The organism is Giesbergeria anulus (assembly GCF_900111115.1).
In the GTDB taxonomy this organism is placed as follows: Bacteria; Pseudomonadota; Gammaproteobacteria; order Burkholderiales; family Burkholderiaceae_C; genus Simplicispira; species Simplicispira anulus.
Genome location: NZ_FOGD01000002.1, coordinates 469,181 through 484,726 on the forward strand (window position 1 = coordinate 469,181; position 15,546 = coordinate 484,726).

The following is a 15,546-nucleotide window of genomic DNA, read 5'->3' on the forward strand; positions in this document are numbered from 1 at the left end:
CTGCATCCGCAGTTTTTTCCCTCAAATGGTGCCTGCTCCTTCTATGATGGCTACCGATGGTGGTGCATAGCACCGCTTTCGTTGTTCAAGCATTCAAGATAGCCCACAAAGAAAGGATGCGGGAGAGGGTCGTGCTGTGGCACGATGCGCTATCCACCCTAGGCATTTGCTGCCGGGGCGTCCCGCGAGTCACCAGATGCATACTGTGTTCGACCCGCTGCGCCTGTCCTCGATCTCCATGGACGTCATGGCTGTGAACCGGGGTACACCGCAAGGTATTGTCCAGCGCCAGCAGGCCCGTTTGGCCCAGTTGTTGGAGGCCACCTTGCGCGGCTCGCGCCTGTACCGCTCACTATGGCCTGCTGGCACCACCGCCAACACGCCACTAGAGCAGCTGCCCATGGTCACGCGCGGCCAACTCATGGCTAATTTTGACCATTGGGTCACTGATCCACAGATCAACCTAGAGGCACTGCGCCAGTTTACTGCCGACCCCACGCGCATTGCCCAGCCTTGGCTGGGACGCTACATGGTCTGGGAGAGTTCAGGCACCAGCGGGGAGCCGGGTATCTTCGTGCAAGACGTAGCCACCATGGCCGTCTATGACGCCCTAGAAGCCCTGCGCCGCTGCGCTACCCGGCCTTTGGCGCGCTGGCTCGATCCTTTAGGCCTGACCGAGCGTATCGCTTTTGTCGGGGCCACGGGCGGACACTTTGCCAGCTATGCCTCGGTGCAGCGCTTGCGGGCTATCAACCCGGTGTTGTCTAGCACCATGCGCAGCTTTTCTATCCAAGTACCTACCCACATGCTGGTAGCCCAGCTCAATGCCTTTTCGCCTTCGGTGGTGGTTACTTATCCCACAGTTGCGGCTTTGTTGGCCGATGAAGCCCGTTCTGGTGCCCTACGGGCACGCCCGCGTGAAATCTGGACGGGCGGGGAGTCATTGAGCCCAGCAGTACGCACCCACGTGCAGCAAACCTTAGGCAGTCTGGTGCGCAACAGCTATGGCTCCTCAGAGTTTCTGGCTATTGGCTGGGAATGTGCACATGGCCACATGCACGCCAACACCGATTGGGTCATTTTGGAGCCGGTGGACGAGCATTTCCGTCCGGTGCCGCCGGGGCACCCCTCTTGCAGCGTGTTACTCACCAATCTGGCCAACCACGTCCAACCCTTGGTGCGCTACAACCTCAGTGACCACCTGACCCTGCACCCAGAGCGCTGTGCTTGTGGCTCACCATTGCCGGTCATTACGGTGCAAGGACGCCGTGATGAGCCATTGATCATGGCAGGTGCTAACGGCCAACCTGTGACGCTGCTGCCCTTGGCCTTGTCCACGGTGCTTGAAGACGAAGCTGGGGTATTTGACTTTTATTTGCACCAATTGGATGACACCACCTTGGTGCTGCACATCCCCCTTGAGGGAGAGGCTGGACGGGCCGCTATGGTCAGGGGTTGTGCCGCCCTGACGGCATTTGCCATAGCCCAAGGTGTCACGGCGATTGAGGTGCGTGCCGAGCTAGGCCAAGCCGTGCCCCGTGGCCGCAGCGGCAAAGCCTGCCGTATCACGGCCTGTATTGCCGACTGATCTCTCCTGATCTTTTTTCCTTTTTACCTTGTGACAGTACGGTGCCACCCCTTTGCGGGTGCCACTGTGCTCTTAGTGTTGCCCGTTGTGGGTGCAGCATTGTCATAGAACACTCATTTCTTTGTCATGGCTTTGTCGTGATCGGTGGCTTATTATCTGGTCACAGTGATTGGGGCATGGATGGTGTCAAAGCAGTGTCACATCGGGGGGATTTTAAAAACCACCGGGTTCTTCACACGCTAAACGATATGTCAGTCATAAATGAAGTTTGGCATACTGCCTTTTTTGTAATGTATTGAGCCTGAAGGATTTGCAATGGATAAAGCTAATGCCTCCTGTGTGCCGTTTGAACGTCAGCGCGAAGCTACCAAAGCGCTAGATGAGACGTTCCACGGTTTTCTGACACGCAGCACAATGGGCCTATCCCCCATTGCACTGGCGCTGGCAGCTGCTGATTGGGCCATGCACTTGGCCGCCTCTCCTGGCCGCCAGCTGGTGCTGGGCCAGCGGGCGCTGGCTTTGGGCCAACAAGCGCTGGCCAGCGCTGTGGCGCCCCCAGAGGACGAGCAAGGCCAGCCTATGGTCGATAACGACAACCGCTTTACCGATCCAAGCTGGCGTCAGTGGCCGTTCAGTGCACTCAAAGAAGGTTACAAAGCCAATAGCGCTTGGTGGCGCGAGGCGGTGCAGGTCGATGGCATGTCCCGCCACCACAGCCACATGGTGGAGTTTTTTAACCGCCAGATCATGGACACCTTTACCCCGTCCAACTGGTTATTGACCAACCCAGAGGCCCTGCACAAAGCCCAAGAAACCCAAGGCCAGAGCTTGGTACAAGGTTATGAGCATTTTGCAGACGACATGCGCAAGGCCGAAGTGGCCCGCAGTGCGCCCGAAACACTAGAGCCACTCACCTTTGCTGTAGGCAAGGATGTAGCCATCACACCCGGCAAGGTGGTGTACCGCAACCACCTCATTGAGCTGATCCAATACAGCCCAACCACTGACAAAGTCTATCCAGAGCCGTTGCTCATCGTGCCTTCGTGCATCATGAAGTACTACATTTTGGATTTGTCGCCGTCCAACTCGATGGTGCGCTACATGGTGGGCCAAGGCTACACCGTGTTCATCATCTCTTGGCGCAACCCCGACGCCTCCGACCGCGATTTGGGTATGCAAGACTACCTGCACATGGGCGTGATGGATGCCTTGGCTGCCATCAAAGCGCGCACCGGCGCACCGCGTGTCCATGCCTTGGGTTACTGCTTGGGTGGCACCTTCATGGCCATTGTGGCTGCTGCGATGGGGCGCCACACCCGCATGGCCCAAAACTCTGGCAATGCCCGCCGCCGTGCCGAAGACCACCCAATGGATCGTCTGCCTCAGCTGGCCACCGTCACGCTGCTGGCGGCGCAAACCGACTTTACCGAGCCTGGTGAAATGGGAGTGTTCATTGACGATGAACAGCTCAAAACCCTGCGCCAGCAAATGGATCGCAAGGGCTATCTGCCCGGCAGCGCGATGGCCGGTTCGTTCCAGTTCCTGAATATGCGCGAGCTGGTGTTTATGCGCAACACGCGCCGCTACCTGCTGGGCCAAGATGAGGCCGACTTCGATCTGATGAGCTGGAACGCCGATCTGACCCGCCTGCCCGCGCGGATGCACTCGGAGTACCTATCCTCGCTGTTCCTGAACAATGCGTTGGCTACCGGCAAATACCGGGTGGGTGGTCAAGCCGTTGCCCTGATGGATATTCATGCGCCCATGCTGGTGGTGGGCACCACGCGCGACCACGTCTCGCCTTGGCGCTCGGTGTACAAAATCCATTTGCAAACCGACACCCACGTTACCTTTGTGCTGGCCGCTGGCGGCCACAATGCCGGTATCGTCTCGGAGCCGGGGCGTCCACGGCGCAGCTACCAGATCAACAGCATTGAAGACAACCAAGGCTGGACAGAGCCTGATGAGTGGCTGGCCAACGCCCCCACCCGCCAAGGCTCGTGGTGGGAAGCCATGGATGCGTGGCTCAAAGAGCGCTCGGGTGCGCCCGTGGCACCGCCCGCTATCGATCCTGCCAACGTACTCTGTGATGCCCCCGGCGAGTATGTGATGGTGCGCTATGTCGACTGAGGAGATTCATCCCTCTGACGCCCACCTGACCGGCTATTTGCAGCGCATGAGCGAGTCGATTGAATCGATCAATGCGCGCATTGCCCGTTTGGCCACCACGTTAGACATCAATCTGCAAAACGAGAGCGAACTCAACGACGTACTCACCCAAAACGATGAGCGACCGCCCCCGGTCGAGCGGCGCAAACCCGGTGCAGCCCGCACCGGCATGAGCCCAGAGCGGCGCAAATCCCATTTGCGCCAAGAGCTTCGCGCCTTGCTCGTGCTGCGCTATGGCGTAGCCACCCGTTACGTGGAGCAGGTGGGGGTAGATACCACCCGCCACATTTTGGTCAGCGCCCAAGACAAACTCGAACGCGAGGGCTTCAAGCCCGGTGCAGCCGGGGTTGACTTGCGGCGTGTATTCAGTGGGCATTAGCCCTTTTTTCTGGCACACCTTGTGCTTTGCCAGCAGACGCAGCGCCGCTGTGCCTGGCTTTTCTTTGGAGATTTTCCACCCATGACGCTCAACACATCCTCTTTCGGTCTGGCAGGCAAAAAAGGTTTGATTCTCGGTGTGGCCAACAACAGCAGCATTGCTTGGGGTTGCACCCAAGTCATGCACCAGCTTGGTGCTGATCTGGTGGTCTCCTGCCTGAACGAAAAGGCCCGTCGCTTTGTCGAGCCACTGACCGATCCTTTGGGCGTGGAGCTGGTCAATTGCAACGTCGAGGGCGAAGGCGAACTCGAAGCCACCGTGGCGCGTGCTGTAGAGCGCTTGGGACATCTGGACTTTGTGGTGCACTCGATTGCTTGGGCACCACTGGAAGACCTGCACGGTGATGTGATTGACAGCTCCAGCGAGGGCTTTGCCCGCGCCATGAATGTCTCTTGCCACTCCTTTGCCCGTTTGGCCAAACTGTGCGCGCCGCACATGCGCAATGGTGGCGCGATGCTGAGCATGACCTACCTCGGTGCCGATGAGGCCGTGCCCCATTACGGCCTGATGGGGCCAGTGAAGGCTGCACTCGAATCCCTGACGCGCTATATGGCGATGGAACTGGGCCCTCAAGCCATCCGCGTTCATGCTGTATCGCCCGGCCCCATCCTGACCCGTGCCGCCTCCGGTATTGCCAGCTTTGACGACCTGATGGCCCACGCCGCTGAGAAGTCTCCACTCAAGCGTCTGGTCAGACTGGAAGAAATCGCCAATCTGTGCGCCTTCCTGTGCTCGGACGCTGCCTCGGGCATGACCGGCCAGACCATCTATGTCGATGGTGGTTGCCACGCGATGGCCTAAACCGCGCCTTGCGCCCCGATTGGCTGTCTTTAAATTTCAAGGATTTTTGCACTATGAACATGGCAACCCCCACCGCTGAATGGATGGAAAACGTCACCTTTGACGAGATGAGCGTTGGCCAAAGTGCCCGCTTGGTGCGCACGGTCACGCAGGCCGACATTGAAGCCTTTGCCGCCGTGTCCGGCGACATTAACCCGGCCCACCTGAACCCCGAATACGCCGATGCCACCATGTTCCACGGCGTGATCGCCCATGGCATGCTGGGCGCAGCGCTGATCTCGGCACTGTTTGGCACTCAGTTCCCCGGCCCCGGCACCATCTACTTGGGCCAAGAGCTCAAGTTCACCAAGCCAGTGCGTATTGGTGACACGCTCACCGTCAGCGCCACCGTGTCCGAAAAAGACGACGAGAAAAAGCGCGTCAAAATGAGCTGCCTGGTCACCAACCAAAAGGGTGAAACCGTGCTCAAGGGCGATGCTAATTTGATGCCGCCCACCACCAAGGTGCGGGTGGAAAAAATCAACGCACCACAAATCCAACTGTTTGATCCTGAAGCGCGCTTCAATGAGCTGCTGGCCCGCGCCGAAGGCTTGGAGGCGGTGCGCTGCGCGGTGGTGCATCCCTGCGATGAAGGCTCGCTCAGTGGCGCGATGGACGCTGCCCGCCACGGCCTGATCGTGCCGGTGCTGATTGGCCCCGAAGCCCGCATCCGCCAACTGGCTACCCAGTTTGAGATTGATCTGACGGGTGCTGAAATCATCTCGGTCGAGCACAGCCACGCCGCTGCTGAGTTGGCCGCCAGTATGGCCGCCAAGGGCCAAGTGGAAGTGCTGATGAAGGGCAGCTTGCACACCGATGAGCTGCTGCACGCCGTGCTGTCGCAGCCCAGCTTGCGCACAGGCCGTCGCATGTCGCATGTGTTCCGCTTTGATGTGCCGCTGTACCCCAAGCCGCTGCTGATTACCGATGCCGCTTTGAACATCGAGCCTACGCTGGCCGAGAAAGTGGACATTATCCAAAACGCCATCAATTTTGCCCATGTGATGGGCGTAGCCAACCCCAAAGTGGCTATTTTGGCCGCCGTAGAAACAGTCAGCCCCAATATGCGCTCGACGCTGGATGCAGCGGCGCTGTGCAAGATGGCCGACCGGGGCCAAATCAAGGGCGGTGTACTCGATGGCCCCTTGGCTTTTGACAACGCCATCTCGCCAGAAGCTGTGCAAATCAAGCATATCCAATCGCCGGTGGCAGGCCACGCCGACATTTTGGCCGTCCCCGATCTGGAAAGCGGCAATATGCTGGCCAAGCAGCTCGAATATCTGGCCGGTGCCTCCGGTTCTGGTTTGGTGCTGGGTGCCCGTGTGCCAATTGCCCTCACCAGCCGCGCCGACGGCCCCATGAGCCGCGTGGCTTCGGCCCTGCTGGCGGTGTTGGCTGCCCACGCGGCGCGCGCAGCCAAGGCCGCTTCTATTCCTACTGCTTAAGGTCGTCTTATGGCTATTCTTGCTGTAAATGCGGGGTCATCGTCGCTGAAGTTCTCTTTGCATCCATTACAAGATGGCGGCAAGGTGCAGCCCAGCGTACTTAACGGCTGTATCGAGGGCCTAGAGCCGGGCGGTACACCGCAAATGGACTGGACTTTTGCCGGCCAGCGCCACCAAGAAACCATCACCACGCCCGGCGAGTCGTCCTTTCAGCGTGCGCTGGCCCGCCTGCGCGTGCTACTGGGCGAGCTGGAAGGCGCGCCCACCATCAAGGCGGTGGCGCACCGGGTGGTGCATGGCGGCCAAGCGTTCAAGCAGAGCGTGGTGGTGGCTGGCACCGTGCTAGAGCAGCTCGAAAGCCTGAACTCGATGGCACCACTGCACCAGCCGCACAACTTGGCCGGTATCCGCTCGTTCCAGCAGGCTTTCCCCAACCTGCCGCAGGTGGCCTGTTTTGATACGGCCTTCCATACCAGCTTGCCGGATGTGGCCAGCGCCTTTGCACTACCGCAATCGCTGACCGAACAAGGCGTGCGCCGCTATGGTTTTCATGGGTTGTCTTACCACTACATCATGGACACCCTGCTAGAGCAATCGCCCCGCGCCACAGGCCGGGTGCTGATGGCCCACTTGGGCAACGGTGCTAGCCTGTGTGCTGCTGTGGCTGGGCGCAGCTGTGCCACCACCATGGGCTTCTCGGCTCTGGATGGCTTGATGATGGGCACCCGCAGTGGCACATTGGATGCCGGTGTGCTGCTGTACCTGATGGAGCAGGGCTGGGACCACGACCGCATCCAAAAGCTGCTCTACAAGCAAAGCGGCTTGCTGGGCGTGTCGGGCATTTCTGCCGATATGCGCCGCTTGCGCGCCGATGGCAGCGAGGCCGCACAGCGCGCCATCGACCAGTTCACTTACCGTGTAGTGCGTGAATCGGGGGCCTTGATTGCCAGCATGGGCGGCTTGGATGTGCTGGCCTTCAGTGGCGGTATTGGCGAGCATGATGCCGTGCTGCGGGCACAGGTGTGTGAGCGCTTGGGCTGGCTGGGGGTGGAAATTGATGCTGGCCGCAATGCTGAAGCCACGCGCGATGCCATCAGCGCCATCCATACGTCCGGCAGCAGCATGGAGGTGTGGGTGATTCCTACCGATGAGGGTCGTGTGGCTGCCCGCGAGGCCGCTACCCTGTTGCACCAAGGTGACGATGAGCCTGAACAGGCACAGGAGCTGGCGCTAGAAGGCATCGAGTAAGCCCTCAGGGGTGCTCTAGAGGCCGGGATAAGGGTGATTACCACCTCTATCCCGGTTTTTTTTTGCTGTGTTGGATATACGATGGCACGTGCCTGTCGCTGTCGTAAAGTCCATAGGCTGTAGTAGCAGACGGGGCCTGAAAAAACATAGCAAAGGAGAGACTCCATGGACGCATCGCGATTTTCAGGCGACATGTCAGCCCTGAGCGGCTTGGCAGTAGCGCTGGGCTGTGGTTTGCTCATGGGCATTGAGCGCGAGCGCCGCAACAGCGTGGCCTCAAAACAGGTGATGGCGGGGATGCGCTCGTTCGCATTGGCCTCCCTCACAGGGGCCTGCGCAGCCTTTTTAGACTCGCAAGCCCTGATGGCTGTGGGAGCAGCCTTTGTGGCACTCATCAGCGTGGTGGCCTATGCCTACGACCGCTCTGACTCCCCAGGCATCACCACCGAAATCGCCCTATTCATGGCCTACCTGATTGGCGTACTGGCGGTACAGGCTCCCATGTTGGCCGCCGGGCTAACGGTGATGGTGACGGGGCTACTGGCCGCGCGAGACTCACTGCACCAATTTGCCCGCGACTGGCTGCGCCCCGGCGAGGCACAAGGCGGGCTGATTTTGGGCGCATTGGCGTTGTTGGTGATGCCCTTGGTGCCCGACCGGGCGTTGTGGGGGCCGGTGCTCAACCCCCAACTGGTGATGAAGCTGCTGATTGTGCTGCTGCTCATCCAATCCTTGGCCCACGTGGGGCGGCGCTTGTTGCAGGCGCGCCAAGCGGTAGCCTTGTCGGCACTGGCCTCAGGCTTTGTCTCTAGCACTGCCACCATTGGCAGCTTGGGTATGGAGTTACGCACCACACAGGGCTCGCCCAAGCTCCAAGCCGGGGCGGCTTTACTGTCTTGCGTGGGCACCACCACGCAAATTTTGATTATTGGTGGCACCATCGAGCCTGCTTGGATTATGCCGCTGTGGCTGCCTGCCCTATCGGGCAGTTTGGTGGCTGCGCTTTGGGGCGGTTGGATGGTGTGGCGCTACGCGGTTCCTGCTGGCAGTGAGGCAGCAGGTGCCAAAACCCCCGATACCAAGCTGTTTCGCCTGCGTGATGCGGCGCTGATCGTGTTGCTGCTCACAGCTATTCAGGCCGGTGTGCATGGCTTGCGCCTGTGGCAAGGCGAGGCTGGGGTCATGGCCGGCACCTTGGTGGCAGCACTGGCCGATATTCACGCCGTCACGGCGGCGCTGCTGACCATTGGCATGCCCGGCACCAAAGAAGCAACCAACATTGTCTGGGCGCTGGGGGCGGCGATGGTGGTGCATGCCTTTAGCAAAAGCACGGTGGCTTGGGCCAGTGGCGGCTGGCGTTATGCGCTGGCGCTGGCGCCTGGGCTGTTTGCCCACACCTTGGCGTTTGTGGGCATCTTGATGCTGCTGACGCTGCGCAGCTGAACGGAGCTGCCGCTTTTTTCTGGGCAAGGCGGTACTTTTTCCGCCTTGCTACAGTTCACCCAGATAGGCTGAACGCACTTTCGGGTCGGCCAGCAGCGCTTGCCCAGACCCAGTGAGTGTGATGCGGCCAGATTCCATCACATAGGCGCGCTGTGAAAACTCCAGCGCCAAAGTGGCGTTTTGCTCTACCAGCAAAATCGTGACCCCTTCGGCAGCCACCGAGCGAATCACCTCAAAGATTTTTTCTACCACCAGCGGGGCCAGCCCCATCGACGGCTCATCGAGCAGCAACAAACGCGGGCGTGACAGCAAAGCGCGGCCAATGGCTACCATTTGCTGCTCGCCGCCAGAGAGCGTACCCGCCACTTGGTGCAGCCGCTCTTTGACCCGTGGCAGCATGGTAAACACCCGCTCCATATCGGCCTCAATGGCGGCGGCAGCATCGCGGCGCGCATAGGCCCCCATGCGCAGGTTCTCTTCTACCGTCAGGCGGGTAAAAATGCCACGGCCTTCGGGCACCAAGGCAATGCCTTGGCGCAAACGCTGGTGGGTAGGCAGCCGCTCAATGGCAGCGCCCTCGTAATGCAAACGGCCTTGGGTTAAGGGCAACAAACCGGCAATGGTGTTGAGCGTGGTGGTTTTGCCTGCCCCATTGGCACCAATCAGCGATACCAGCTCGCCGTGGTGCAGCACCAAGTCTATGCCTTTGACGGCCATGATGGCACCATAGGCCACATGGGCATCTTGCAATTGCAACAAGGGCTGCTGCTCGTTCATACGCTGGCTCCTGTGTCTGCCGCTGCCGCTGGAGGATGGCTAGGCCGTCCCAAGTAGGCGGTAATGACGGCCTCGTTTTGCTGCACCGCCGCCGGGACATCCTCGGCAATCTTGGTACCAAAATCCAATACCGCAATGCGGTCACACAAGCCCATCACCAGTTTGACGTCGTGCTCAATCAACAGCACCGTCATGCCATCGTGGCGGATGGTTTGTACCAGCTCGCGCAGCCGGGCGGTTTCGGTGGCGTTCATGCCTGCCGCCGGTTCATCCAAGGCCAGCAATTGCGGCTCGGTGGCCAGTGCGCGGGCAATTTCTAGGCGGCGCTGATCGCCATACGATAAATTGCGTGCAAGGGTGTCGGCAAAGCGCTCAATGCCCACATATTTGAGCAGTTCGTAAGCGCGCTCGGTAATCAGGTCTTCTTCCATGCGGGCAGCGCGGGTTTGCCAGAGGATAGAGAACAAATTGGCACGGGTACGAATATGGTGCCCAGTCATCACGTTCTCTAGCGCCGTCATTTCACGAAACAGGCGGATGTTTTGAAAGGTGCGTGCAATACCTGCCGCCACGATTTGATCGGGGCTGCCCACAGGCAACTCGGTGCCATTGAACACCAGCTCACCGCCATCGGGCGTATAAGCGCCGGTCAACACATTAAAGAAGGTGGTTTTGCCTGCACCATTGGGGCCAATCAAGCCATAGATTTCACCCTTGCGGATGGTGAGCGACACCTCCGACAGCGCTTGCAAGCCACCAAAGCGCTTGGTAATGTGGCGCGCTTCGAGCAAAGAGATCATGGCGTGCCCTCCTTGCCCAGCACCTGCTGTGGGCGCGAATAGCGGCTATACGACGGAATCAAACCCGCCGGACGCCACAGCATCATGCCAATCATCGCCAGCGAGAGCAGCAACATCCGCAGCACCTCTGGGTCAAGCAGCACCTGATTGAACACCGCCTGCTGCACCGGCACGGCCAAGTGGCGCAAAATTTCTGGCAGAAAACTCAGCAGCAAAGCACCAGTAATCACCCCCGCCAGATTGCCCATGCCACCAAACACCACCATCGTCAGCACGGCAATCGACTCCATCAGCGAAAAGCTCTCTGGCGAGACAAACCCCTGAAAGGCCGCAAACAACCCACCGGCCACGCCGCCAAAGGTAGCCCCCATACCAAAGGCCAGCAGCTTCATGTTGCGTGTGTTGATGCCAATGGCCTTGGCTGCCAGCTCATCATCACGGATAGCAGCCCAAGCCCGGCCCATGCGCGAGACCTGCATCCGCTGCACCAGCACGATGGACAGCACCACACAAATCAGAAACACGTAGTAATACAACAACAAAGAGTGGATGGTGATGCTCTCGCCAATCTTCAAGGGCCGCGAAATATCCCAGCCAAACAGCACCAGCGGGTCAATCATGTTGATGCCTTGGGGGCCATTGGTGATGTTGATGGGGTGGTTCAAGTTGTTCATGAAGATACGAACAATCTCGCCAAACCCCAGCGTGACGATAGCCAGATAGTCGCCCCGCAACCGCAGCGTCGGCAAGCCCAGCACCACCCCGGCTAGTGCGGCAAAACAAGCTCCCAGCGGCAGCACCACCCAAAACGGCCAGTGCAAATCAAACTGTGGTGAGCCTAAAAAGGCAAAGGTGTAAGCCCCCACGGCATAAAAGGCGATGTAGCCCAAATCGAGCAGGCCCGCAAACCCCACCACCAAATTGAGGCCAATCGCCAACATGACATAGAGCATGGCAAAGTCGAGCACCCGCACCCAAGTGCGGCCAAACAGCAGCGCCAGCAGCGGCGCGCCCAGTGCCAATGCCAGCAACAACCAGCGGGCAGCCGCCGGGTTGCGCTTGCCAATCCAAGGCAGGGCCAGAGCAATATCGTTCATGGTGTGTGGCCCCTCAGGCGCGGTCGGCCACGCGCTCACCCAGCAAGCCCGTGGGGCGGAAGATGAGCACGATGCCGAGAATAATGAAAGCAAAAATATCTTGGTAGGCGGAATTGAGGTAGCCAAAAGTCCAGTCGCCGATATAGCCTGCGCCAATCGACTCCACCAGCCCCAGCACCAAACCACCCACCACGGCACCAGCCAAATTGCCAATGCCGCCCAGCACCGCTGCGGTAAACGCCTTGAGCCCCGGAATAAAGCCCATTGCGTAATGGGCCACCCCATAGTTGGCCGAATACATCATCCCGGCAATCGCTGCCAGCGCCGACCCCAAAATAAAGGTGATGGAGATGATGCGGTTGGTATCTACCCCCATCAGGCTAGCGACACGGTGGTTCTCTGCCGTGGCACGCATGGCCCGACCCAACGAGGTTTTATTTACCAAAAACAGCAACCCCACCATCAGCGTGGCCGATACCAGCAAAATGATGATTTGCACTGGGGTGATAAACACCCCAGCCACCGGTTGCAAGGGCGTACTCGACACCAACGACGGAAAGGTGTGGTAGTTGCGCCCCCAAATAATCATGGCCAGCGTTTGCAGCAGAAAAGACACCCCAATGGCCGTAATCAGCGGTGCCAAACGCGGCGCATTGCGCAAACGGCGGTAAGCGGTGCGCTCAATGGCATAGCCCAAGGCCATGCACACCGCCATCGCCACCAGCAAGCCGATCAGCAAGGTAGGTATGGCCCCCAGCCCCGGCGCATGGAGCAGCAAAAAATTGACGGTGGAGTAAGCCACCAAGGCTCCCACCATCAACACGTCACCATGGGCAAAGTTAATCAGGCCCAAAATGCCGTAGACCATCGTGTAGCCTAGGGCAATGAGCGCATAAACACTGCCCACCACCAGACCATTGACAATTTGCTGGAGCAGGGTTTCCATCAGTGCATCTTTAACAAGGCTTGCGAAACCCGGCAAGCCGGGTGCGTGATTCTCTGAGAAGGCAGATTACGGCAAAGGCTCCCACTTGCCCGCCTTGAGCTGGTACACCGTCACAGCGCCGTCTTTGATGTCTCCCTTGGCATCAAAAGCCACGGTGCCAATCACACCGGGAAAGTTAACCTTGCCCAACTGGGCCGTATATTTAGCAGGTTCGGCAGAGTTGGCCGCCTTCATGGCCTCGATCAGGGCCGAAGTGGCATCGTAGGCATAGGGGGCATAAATTTGCACGGGCGCATTAAAGCGCTTGCTGTAGCGGGCATTAAAGTCTTTGCCGCCCGGCATCTGCTCTAGCGGCAGGCCCGGCTGGGTGCAGTAGGCATTGGCACTGATGGCGTCGCCCGCCAGCTTGATGATCTCGCTGGTGCAACCACCATCGCCAGTGATGAACTTGGTGTTCAGGCCCAACTGCTTGATCTGCTTGAGCATCGGGCCGCCTTGGCTGTCCATGCCGCTGTACACAATCACATCGGGGTTTTGTGCTTTGACGCGGGTCAGAATGGCTTGGAAGTCGGTGGCCTTGTCGCTGGTGAACTCACGCCCGGTCACGGTGCCGCCGTTGGCCTTGACGGCTTTTTCCACCTCGTCGGCCAAGCCTTGGCCGTAGGCGGTACGGTCATCAATGATGGCAATTTTCTTGCCCAGTTTGGTGGCTGCATATTTGCCAATAGACAGGCCCTGTTGCACATCATTGGCAATGGTGCGGAAGGTGGCCTTGAAGCCTTGCTGGGTCAGCTTGGGGTTGGTGGAGGCGGGAGAGACTTGGGGCAGGCTGGCATCGTTGTAGATGCGCGAGGCCGGAATGGAGGCTCCAGAGTTCAGGTGGCCCACCACGCCCTTAACGCCACTATCGGCCAGCCGCTGTGCCACGGTGGTAGCGGTGCGCGGGTCAGCTTGATCGTCTTCGGCTTGCAGTTCAAACTTCACCTTCTTGCCTGCCAGAGTCACGCCTTTGGCGTTGTACTCTTCAATCGCCAAACGGGCACCGTTTTCGATGTCCTTGCCCAAGTGGGCTTGGCTGCCTGTCAAGGGGGCGGCCACCCCAATTTTGACGACTTCCTGTGCTTGGGCTACCGAAGTGAGCAAACCCAAAATGGCGATGGAGACGAGACTACGCTTCATGAATATTTCCCCTGAATCAAGATCAATGGTGAATGAAAGCTGTACGCAAAAAGCACCCTCAACGGCAGCGTCGAGGGACGCTCAGACTATACGCAAAAACCATGCCTTACCTATGGATTTTGTAGCAAGGGTATGCCCTGAGCTTGGCACCGATAATGGCCCCCATGACTTCCACCGCCGCGCACCGCGCCACCGACTTCAGCGCCTTGGCGCTCAGCCCGGCCACCTTGGCCAATCTGCAACAACTGGGCTACTTGCAAATGACCCCAATCCAAGCGGCCAGCCTGCCTGCCGCCTTGCAGGGGCAAGACCTGATTGCCCAAGCCAGCACCGGCAGCGGCAAAACCGCCGCTTTTGGGCTGGCTCTGCTGGCCCGGCTCAATCCGCGCTGCTTTGGCGTGCAAGCTTTGGTACTGTGCCCGACGCGCGAGCTGGCCGACCAAGTGAGTGCAGAAATCCGCCGTTTGGCCCGTGCCGAAGACAACATCAAGGTCGTCACGCTGTGTGGCGGCGTGCCGCTGCGCGGGCAAGCGCAAAGCCTATCGCATGGCGCGCACATTGTGGTGGGCACACCGGGGCGCGTCATGGATCACCTAGAGCGCCAAAATCTGTCTCTGGATCAGCTCAACACCTTGGTGCTGGACGAAGCCGACCGAATGCTGGACATGGGCTTTTTTGACGATATTGCCACCGTGGCCCGCCAATGCCCCAAAGTGCGCCAGACGCTGCTGTTTTCGGCCACCTACCCCGAAGGCATTGCCAAACTCAGCCAGCAGTTCATGAAAAACCCGCAGCAAATCACCGTGCAGGCGCAGCACAGCGCCAGCAAAATTGACCAGCGCTGGTTTGAAGTGAAAGAAAGCCAGCGCTTGCACGCCGTAGGCCAGTTGCTGGCGCATTTTCGGCCAGAGTCCACGCTGGCGTTTTGCAACACCAAGCAGCAATGCCGCGATTTGGTCGAGGTATTGCAGGCGCAGGGTGTGGGCGCACTGGCCCTGTATGGCGAGTTAGAGCAGCGCGAGCGTGACCAAGTGCTGGTGCAGTTTGCCAACCGCAGTTGCGCGGTGCTGGTAGCCACCGACGTGGCAGCACGCGGCTTGGACATTGCCCAGTTAGCGGCTGTGATCAACGTCGATGTCACGCCCGACCCGGAGGTGCATATCCACCGCATTGGCCGCACGGGCCGGGGCGATGCCGAAGGCTTGGCGCTCAATTTGGTCAGCATGGACGAGATGGGCAGCGTGGGCAAAATCGAAGTATTGCAAGGCCGCCCCTCCGAATGGACACCGCTGGCCGAACTCACCCCTGCCCCCGGTGGCCCGCTGCTGCCCCCGATGGCCACGGTGCAAATCATTGGCGGGCGCAAAGAAAAAATCCGCGCTGGCGATGTGCTGGGCGCTCTGACCGGCGAGATGGGCTTTACGCGCGAGCAGGTGGGCAAAATCAACGTCAATGAGTTCTCGACCTATGTGGCGGTAGAGCGGGGCATTGCCGAGCAGGTAGTGCATCGTCTCAACACAGGTCGCGTCAAAGGTAAGAGCGTTAAGGCACGGCTGGTATAAGACTCGTCTGTTC

General features: G+C 59.4%; 13 protein-coding genes. 8 read left to right on the forward strand and 5 right to left on the reverse strand.

Going from position 1 to position 15,546, the window contains the following annotated elements; translation table 11 throughout:
• Window positions 1-196 precede the first annotated feature (196 nt).
• The 7 genes from BMX55_RS06130 (at window position 197) to BMX55_RS06160 (ending at window position 9,172) form a co-directional block, all read left to right on the forward strand.
• Entirely contained in the window at window positions 197-1,588 is a 1,392-nt protein-coding gene (locus BMX55_RS06130) for a phenylacetate--CoA ligase family protein (RefSeq protein WP_091454383.1), read from the forward strand.
• A gap of 315 nt (window positions 1,589-1,903) precedes the next feature.
• A complete protein-coding gene (locus BMX55_RS06135) occupies window positions 1,904-3,718 on the forward strand; it encodes a PHA/PHB synthase family protein (protein ID WP_091454384.1) in 1,815 nt (604 codons plus the stop codon).
• Window positions 3,708-4,136 (forward strand): hypothetical protein, encoded by a 429-nt coding sequence (locus tag BMX55_RS06140; RefSeq protein WP_091454385.1) that lies wholly within the window; start codon window positions 3,708-3,710, stop codon window positions 4,134-4,136. The genes BMX55_RS06135 and BMX55_RS06140 overlap by 11 nt, the downstream gene beginning before the upstream one ends.
• An 81-nt stretch (window positions 4,137-4,217) precedes the next feature.
• Window positions 4,218-4,997: an enoyl-ACP reductase FabI gene (gene fabI / locus BMX55_RS06145; protein WP_091454386.1), complete on the forward strand. Its 780-nt coding sequence runs from the start codon at window positions 4,218-4,220 to the stop codon at window positions 4,995-4,997.
• Window positions 4,998-5,050: 53 nt separating this feature from the next.
• A complete protein-coding gene (locus BMX55_RS06150; RefSeq protein WP_091454387.1) occupies window positions 5,051-6,481 on the forward strand; it encodes a bifunctional enoyl-CoA hydratase/phosphate acetyltransferase in 1,431 nt (476 codons plus the stop codon).
• 9 nt (window positions 6,482-6,490) lie between these two features.
• Window positions 6,491-7,729: an acetate/propionate family kinase gene (locus BMX55_RS06155; protein ID WP_091454388.1), complete on the forward strand. Its 1,239-nt coding sequence runs from the start codon at window positions 6,491-6,493 to the stop codon at window positions 7,727-7,729.
• Window positions 7,730-7,894: 165 nt separating this feature from the next.
• Entirely contained in the window at window positions 7,895-9,172 is a 1,278-nt protein-coding gene (locus tag BMX55_RS06160; protein ID WP_091454389.1) for an MgtC/SapB family protein, read from the forward strand.
• A gap of 48 nt (window positions 9,173-9,220) precedes the next feature.
• Here the strand turns inward: BMX55_RS06160 and BMX55_RS06165 are convergent, their stop codons facing one another.
• The 5 genes from BMX55_RS06165 to BMX55_RS06185 form a co-directional block, all read right to left on the reverse strand.
• On the reverse strand, window positions 9,221-9,949 hold the full coding sequence (locus BMX55_RS06165) for an ABC transporter ATP-binding protein (RefSeq protein WP_091454390.1): 729 nt from the start codon (window positions 9,947-9,949) through the stop codon (window positions 9,221-9,223).
• Window positions 9,946-10,749: an ABC transporter ATP-binding protein gene (locus tag BMX55_RS06170; RefSeq protein ID WP_091454391.1), complete on the reverse strand. Its 804-nt coding sequence runs from the start codon at window positions 10,747-10,749 to the stop codon at window positions 9,946-9,948. The genes BMX55_RS06165 and BMX55_RS06170 overlap by 4 nt, the downstream gene beginning before the upstream one ends.
• Entirely contained in the window at window positions 10,746-11,846 is a 1,101-nt protein-coding gene (locus BMX55_RS06175; protein WP_091454917.1) for an ABC transporter permease subunit, read from the reverse strand. The genes BMX55_RS06170 and BMX55_RS06175 overlap by 4 nt, the downstream gene beginning before the upstream one ends.
• Before the next feature lie 13 nt (window positions 11,847-11,859).
• On the reverse strand, window positions 11,860-12,792 hold the full coding sequence (locus BMX55_RS06180) for a branched-chain amino acid ABC transporter permease (protein WP_091454392.1): 933 nt from the start codon (window positions 12,790-12,792) through the stop codon (window positions 11,860-11,862).
• Window positions 12,793-12,858: 66 nt separating this feature from the next.
• Window positions 12,859-13,971 (reverse strand): branched-chain amino acid ABC transporter substrate-binding protein, encoded by a 1,113-nt coding sequence (locus tag BMX55_RS06185; protein WP_091454393.1) that lies wholly within the window; start codon window positions 13,969-13,971, stop codon window positions 12,859-12,861.
• Between the two features lie 155 nt (window positions 13,972-14,126).
• On the opposite strand from BMX55_RS06185, the gene dbpA reads away from it, so the two are divergent.
• Complete coding sequence (gene dbpA / locus BMX55_RS06190) at window positions 14,127-15,533, forward strand: ATP-dependent RNA helicase DbpA (protein WP_425432049.1); 1,407 nt, start codon at window positions 14,127-14,129, stop codon at window positions 15,531-15,533.
• Window positions 15,534-15,546: the final 13 nt, after the last annotated feature.

Bases quoted from the DNA above. Each gene is read 5' to 3' on its own strand.
- BMX55_RS06130 (WP_091454383.1), top strand. From the start codon at position 197: ATGCATACTGTGTTCGACCCGCTGCGCCTGTCCTCGATCTCCATGGAC.
- BMX55_RS06135 (WP_091454384.1), top strand. From the start codon at position 1,904: ATGGATAAAGCTAATGCCTCCTGTGTGCCGTTTGAACGTCAGCGCGAA.
- BMX55_RS06140 (WP_091454385.1), top strand. From the start codon at position 3,708: ATGTCGACTGAGGAGATTCATCCCTCTGACGCCCACCTGACCGGCTAT.
- fabI (WP_091454386.1), top strand. From the start codon at position 4,218: ATGACGCTCAACACATCCTCTTTCGGTCTGGCAGGCAAAAAAGGTTTG.
- BMX55_RS06150 (WP_091454387.1), top strand. From the start codon at position 5,051: ATGAACATGGCAACCCCCACCGCTGAATGGATGGAAAACGTCACCTTT.
- BMX55_RS06155 (WP_091454388.1), top strand. From the start codon at position 6,491: ATGGCTATTCTTGCTGTAAATGCGGGGTCATCGTCGCTGAAGTTCTCT.
- BMX55_RS06160 (WP_091454389.1), top strand. From the start codon at position 7,895: ATGGACGCATCGCGATTTTCAGGCGACATGTCAGCCCTGAGCGGCTTG.
- BMX55_RS06165 (WP_091454390.1), bottom strand. From the start codon at position 9,949: ATGAACGAGCAGCAGCCCTTGTTGCAATTGCAAGATGCCCATGTGGCC.
- BMX55_RS06170 (WP_091454391.1), bottom strand. From the start codon at position 10,749: ATGATCTCTTTGCTCGAAGCGCGCCACATTACCAAGCGCTTTGGTGGC.
- BMX55_RS06175 (WP_091454917.1), bottom strand. From the start codon at position 11,846: ATGAACGATATTGCTCTGGCCCTGCCTTGGATTGGCAAGCGCAACCCG.
- BMX55_RS06180 (WP_091454392.1), bottom strand. From the start codon at position 12,792: ATGGAAACCCTGCTCCAGCAAATTGTCAATGGTCTGGTGGTGGGCAGT.
- BMX55_RS06185 (WP_091454393.1), bottom strand. From the start codon at position 13,971: ATGAAGCGTAGTCTCGTCTCCATCGCCATTTTGGGTTTGCTCACTTCG.
- dbpA (WP_425432049.1), top strand. From the start codon at position 14,127: ATGGCCCCCATGACTTCCACCGCCGCGCACCGCGCCACCGACTTCAGC.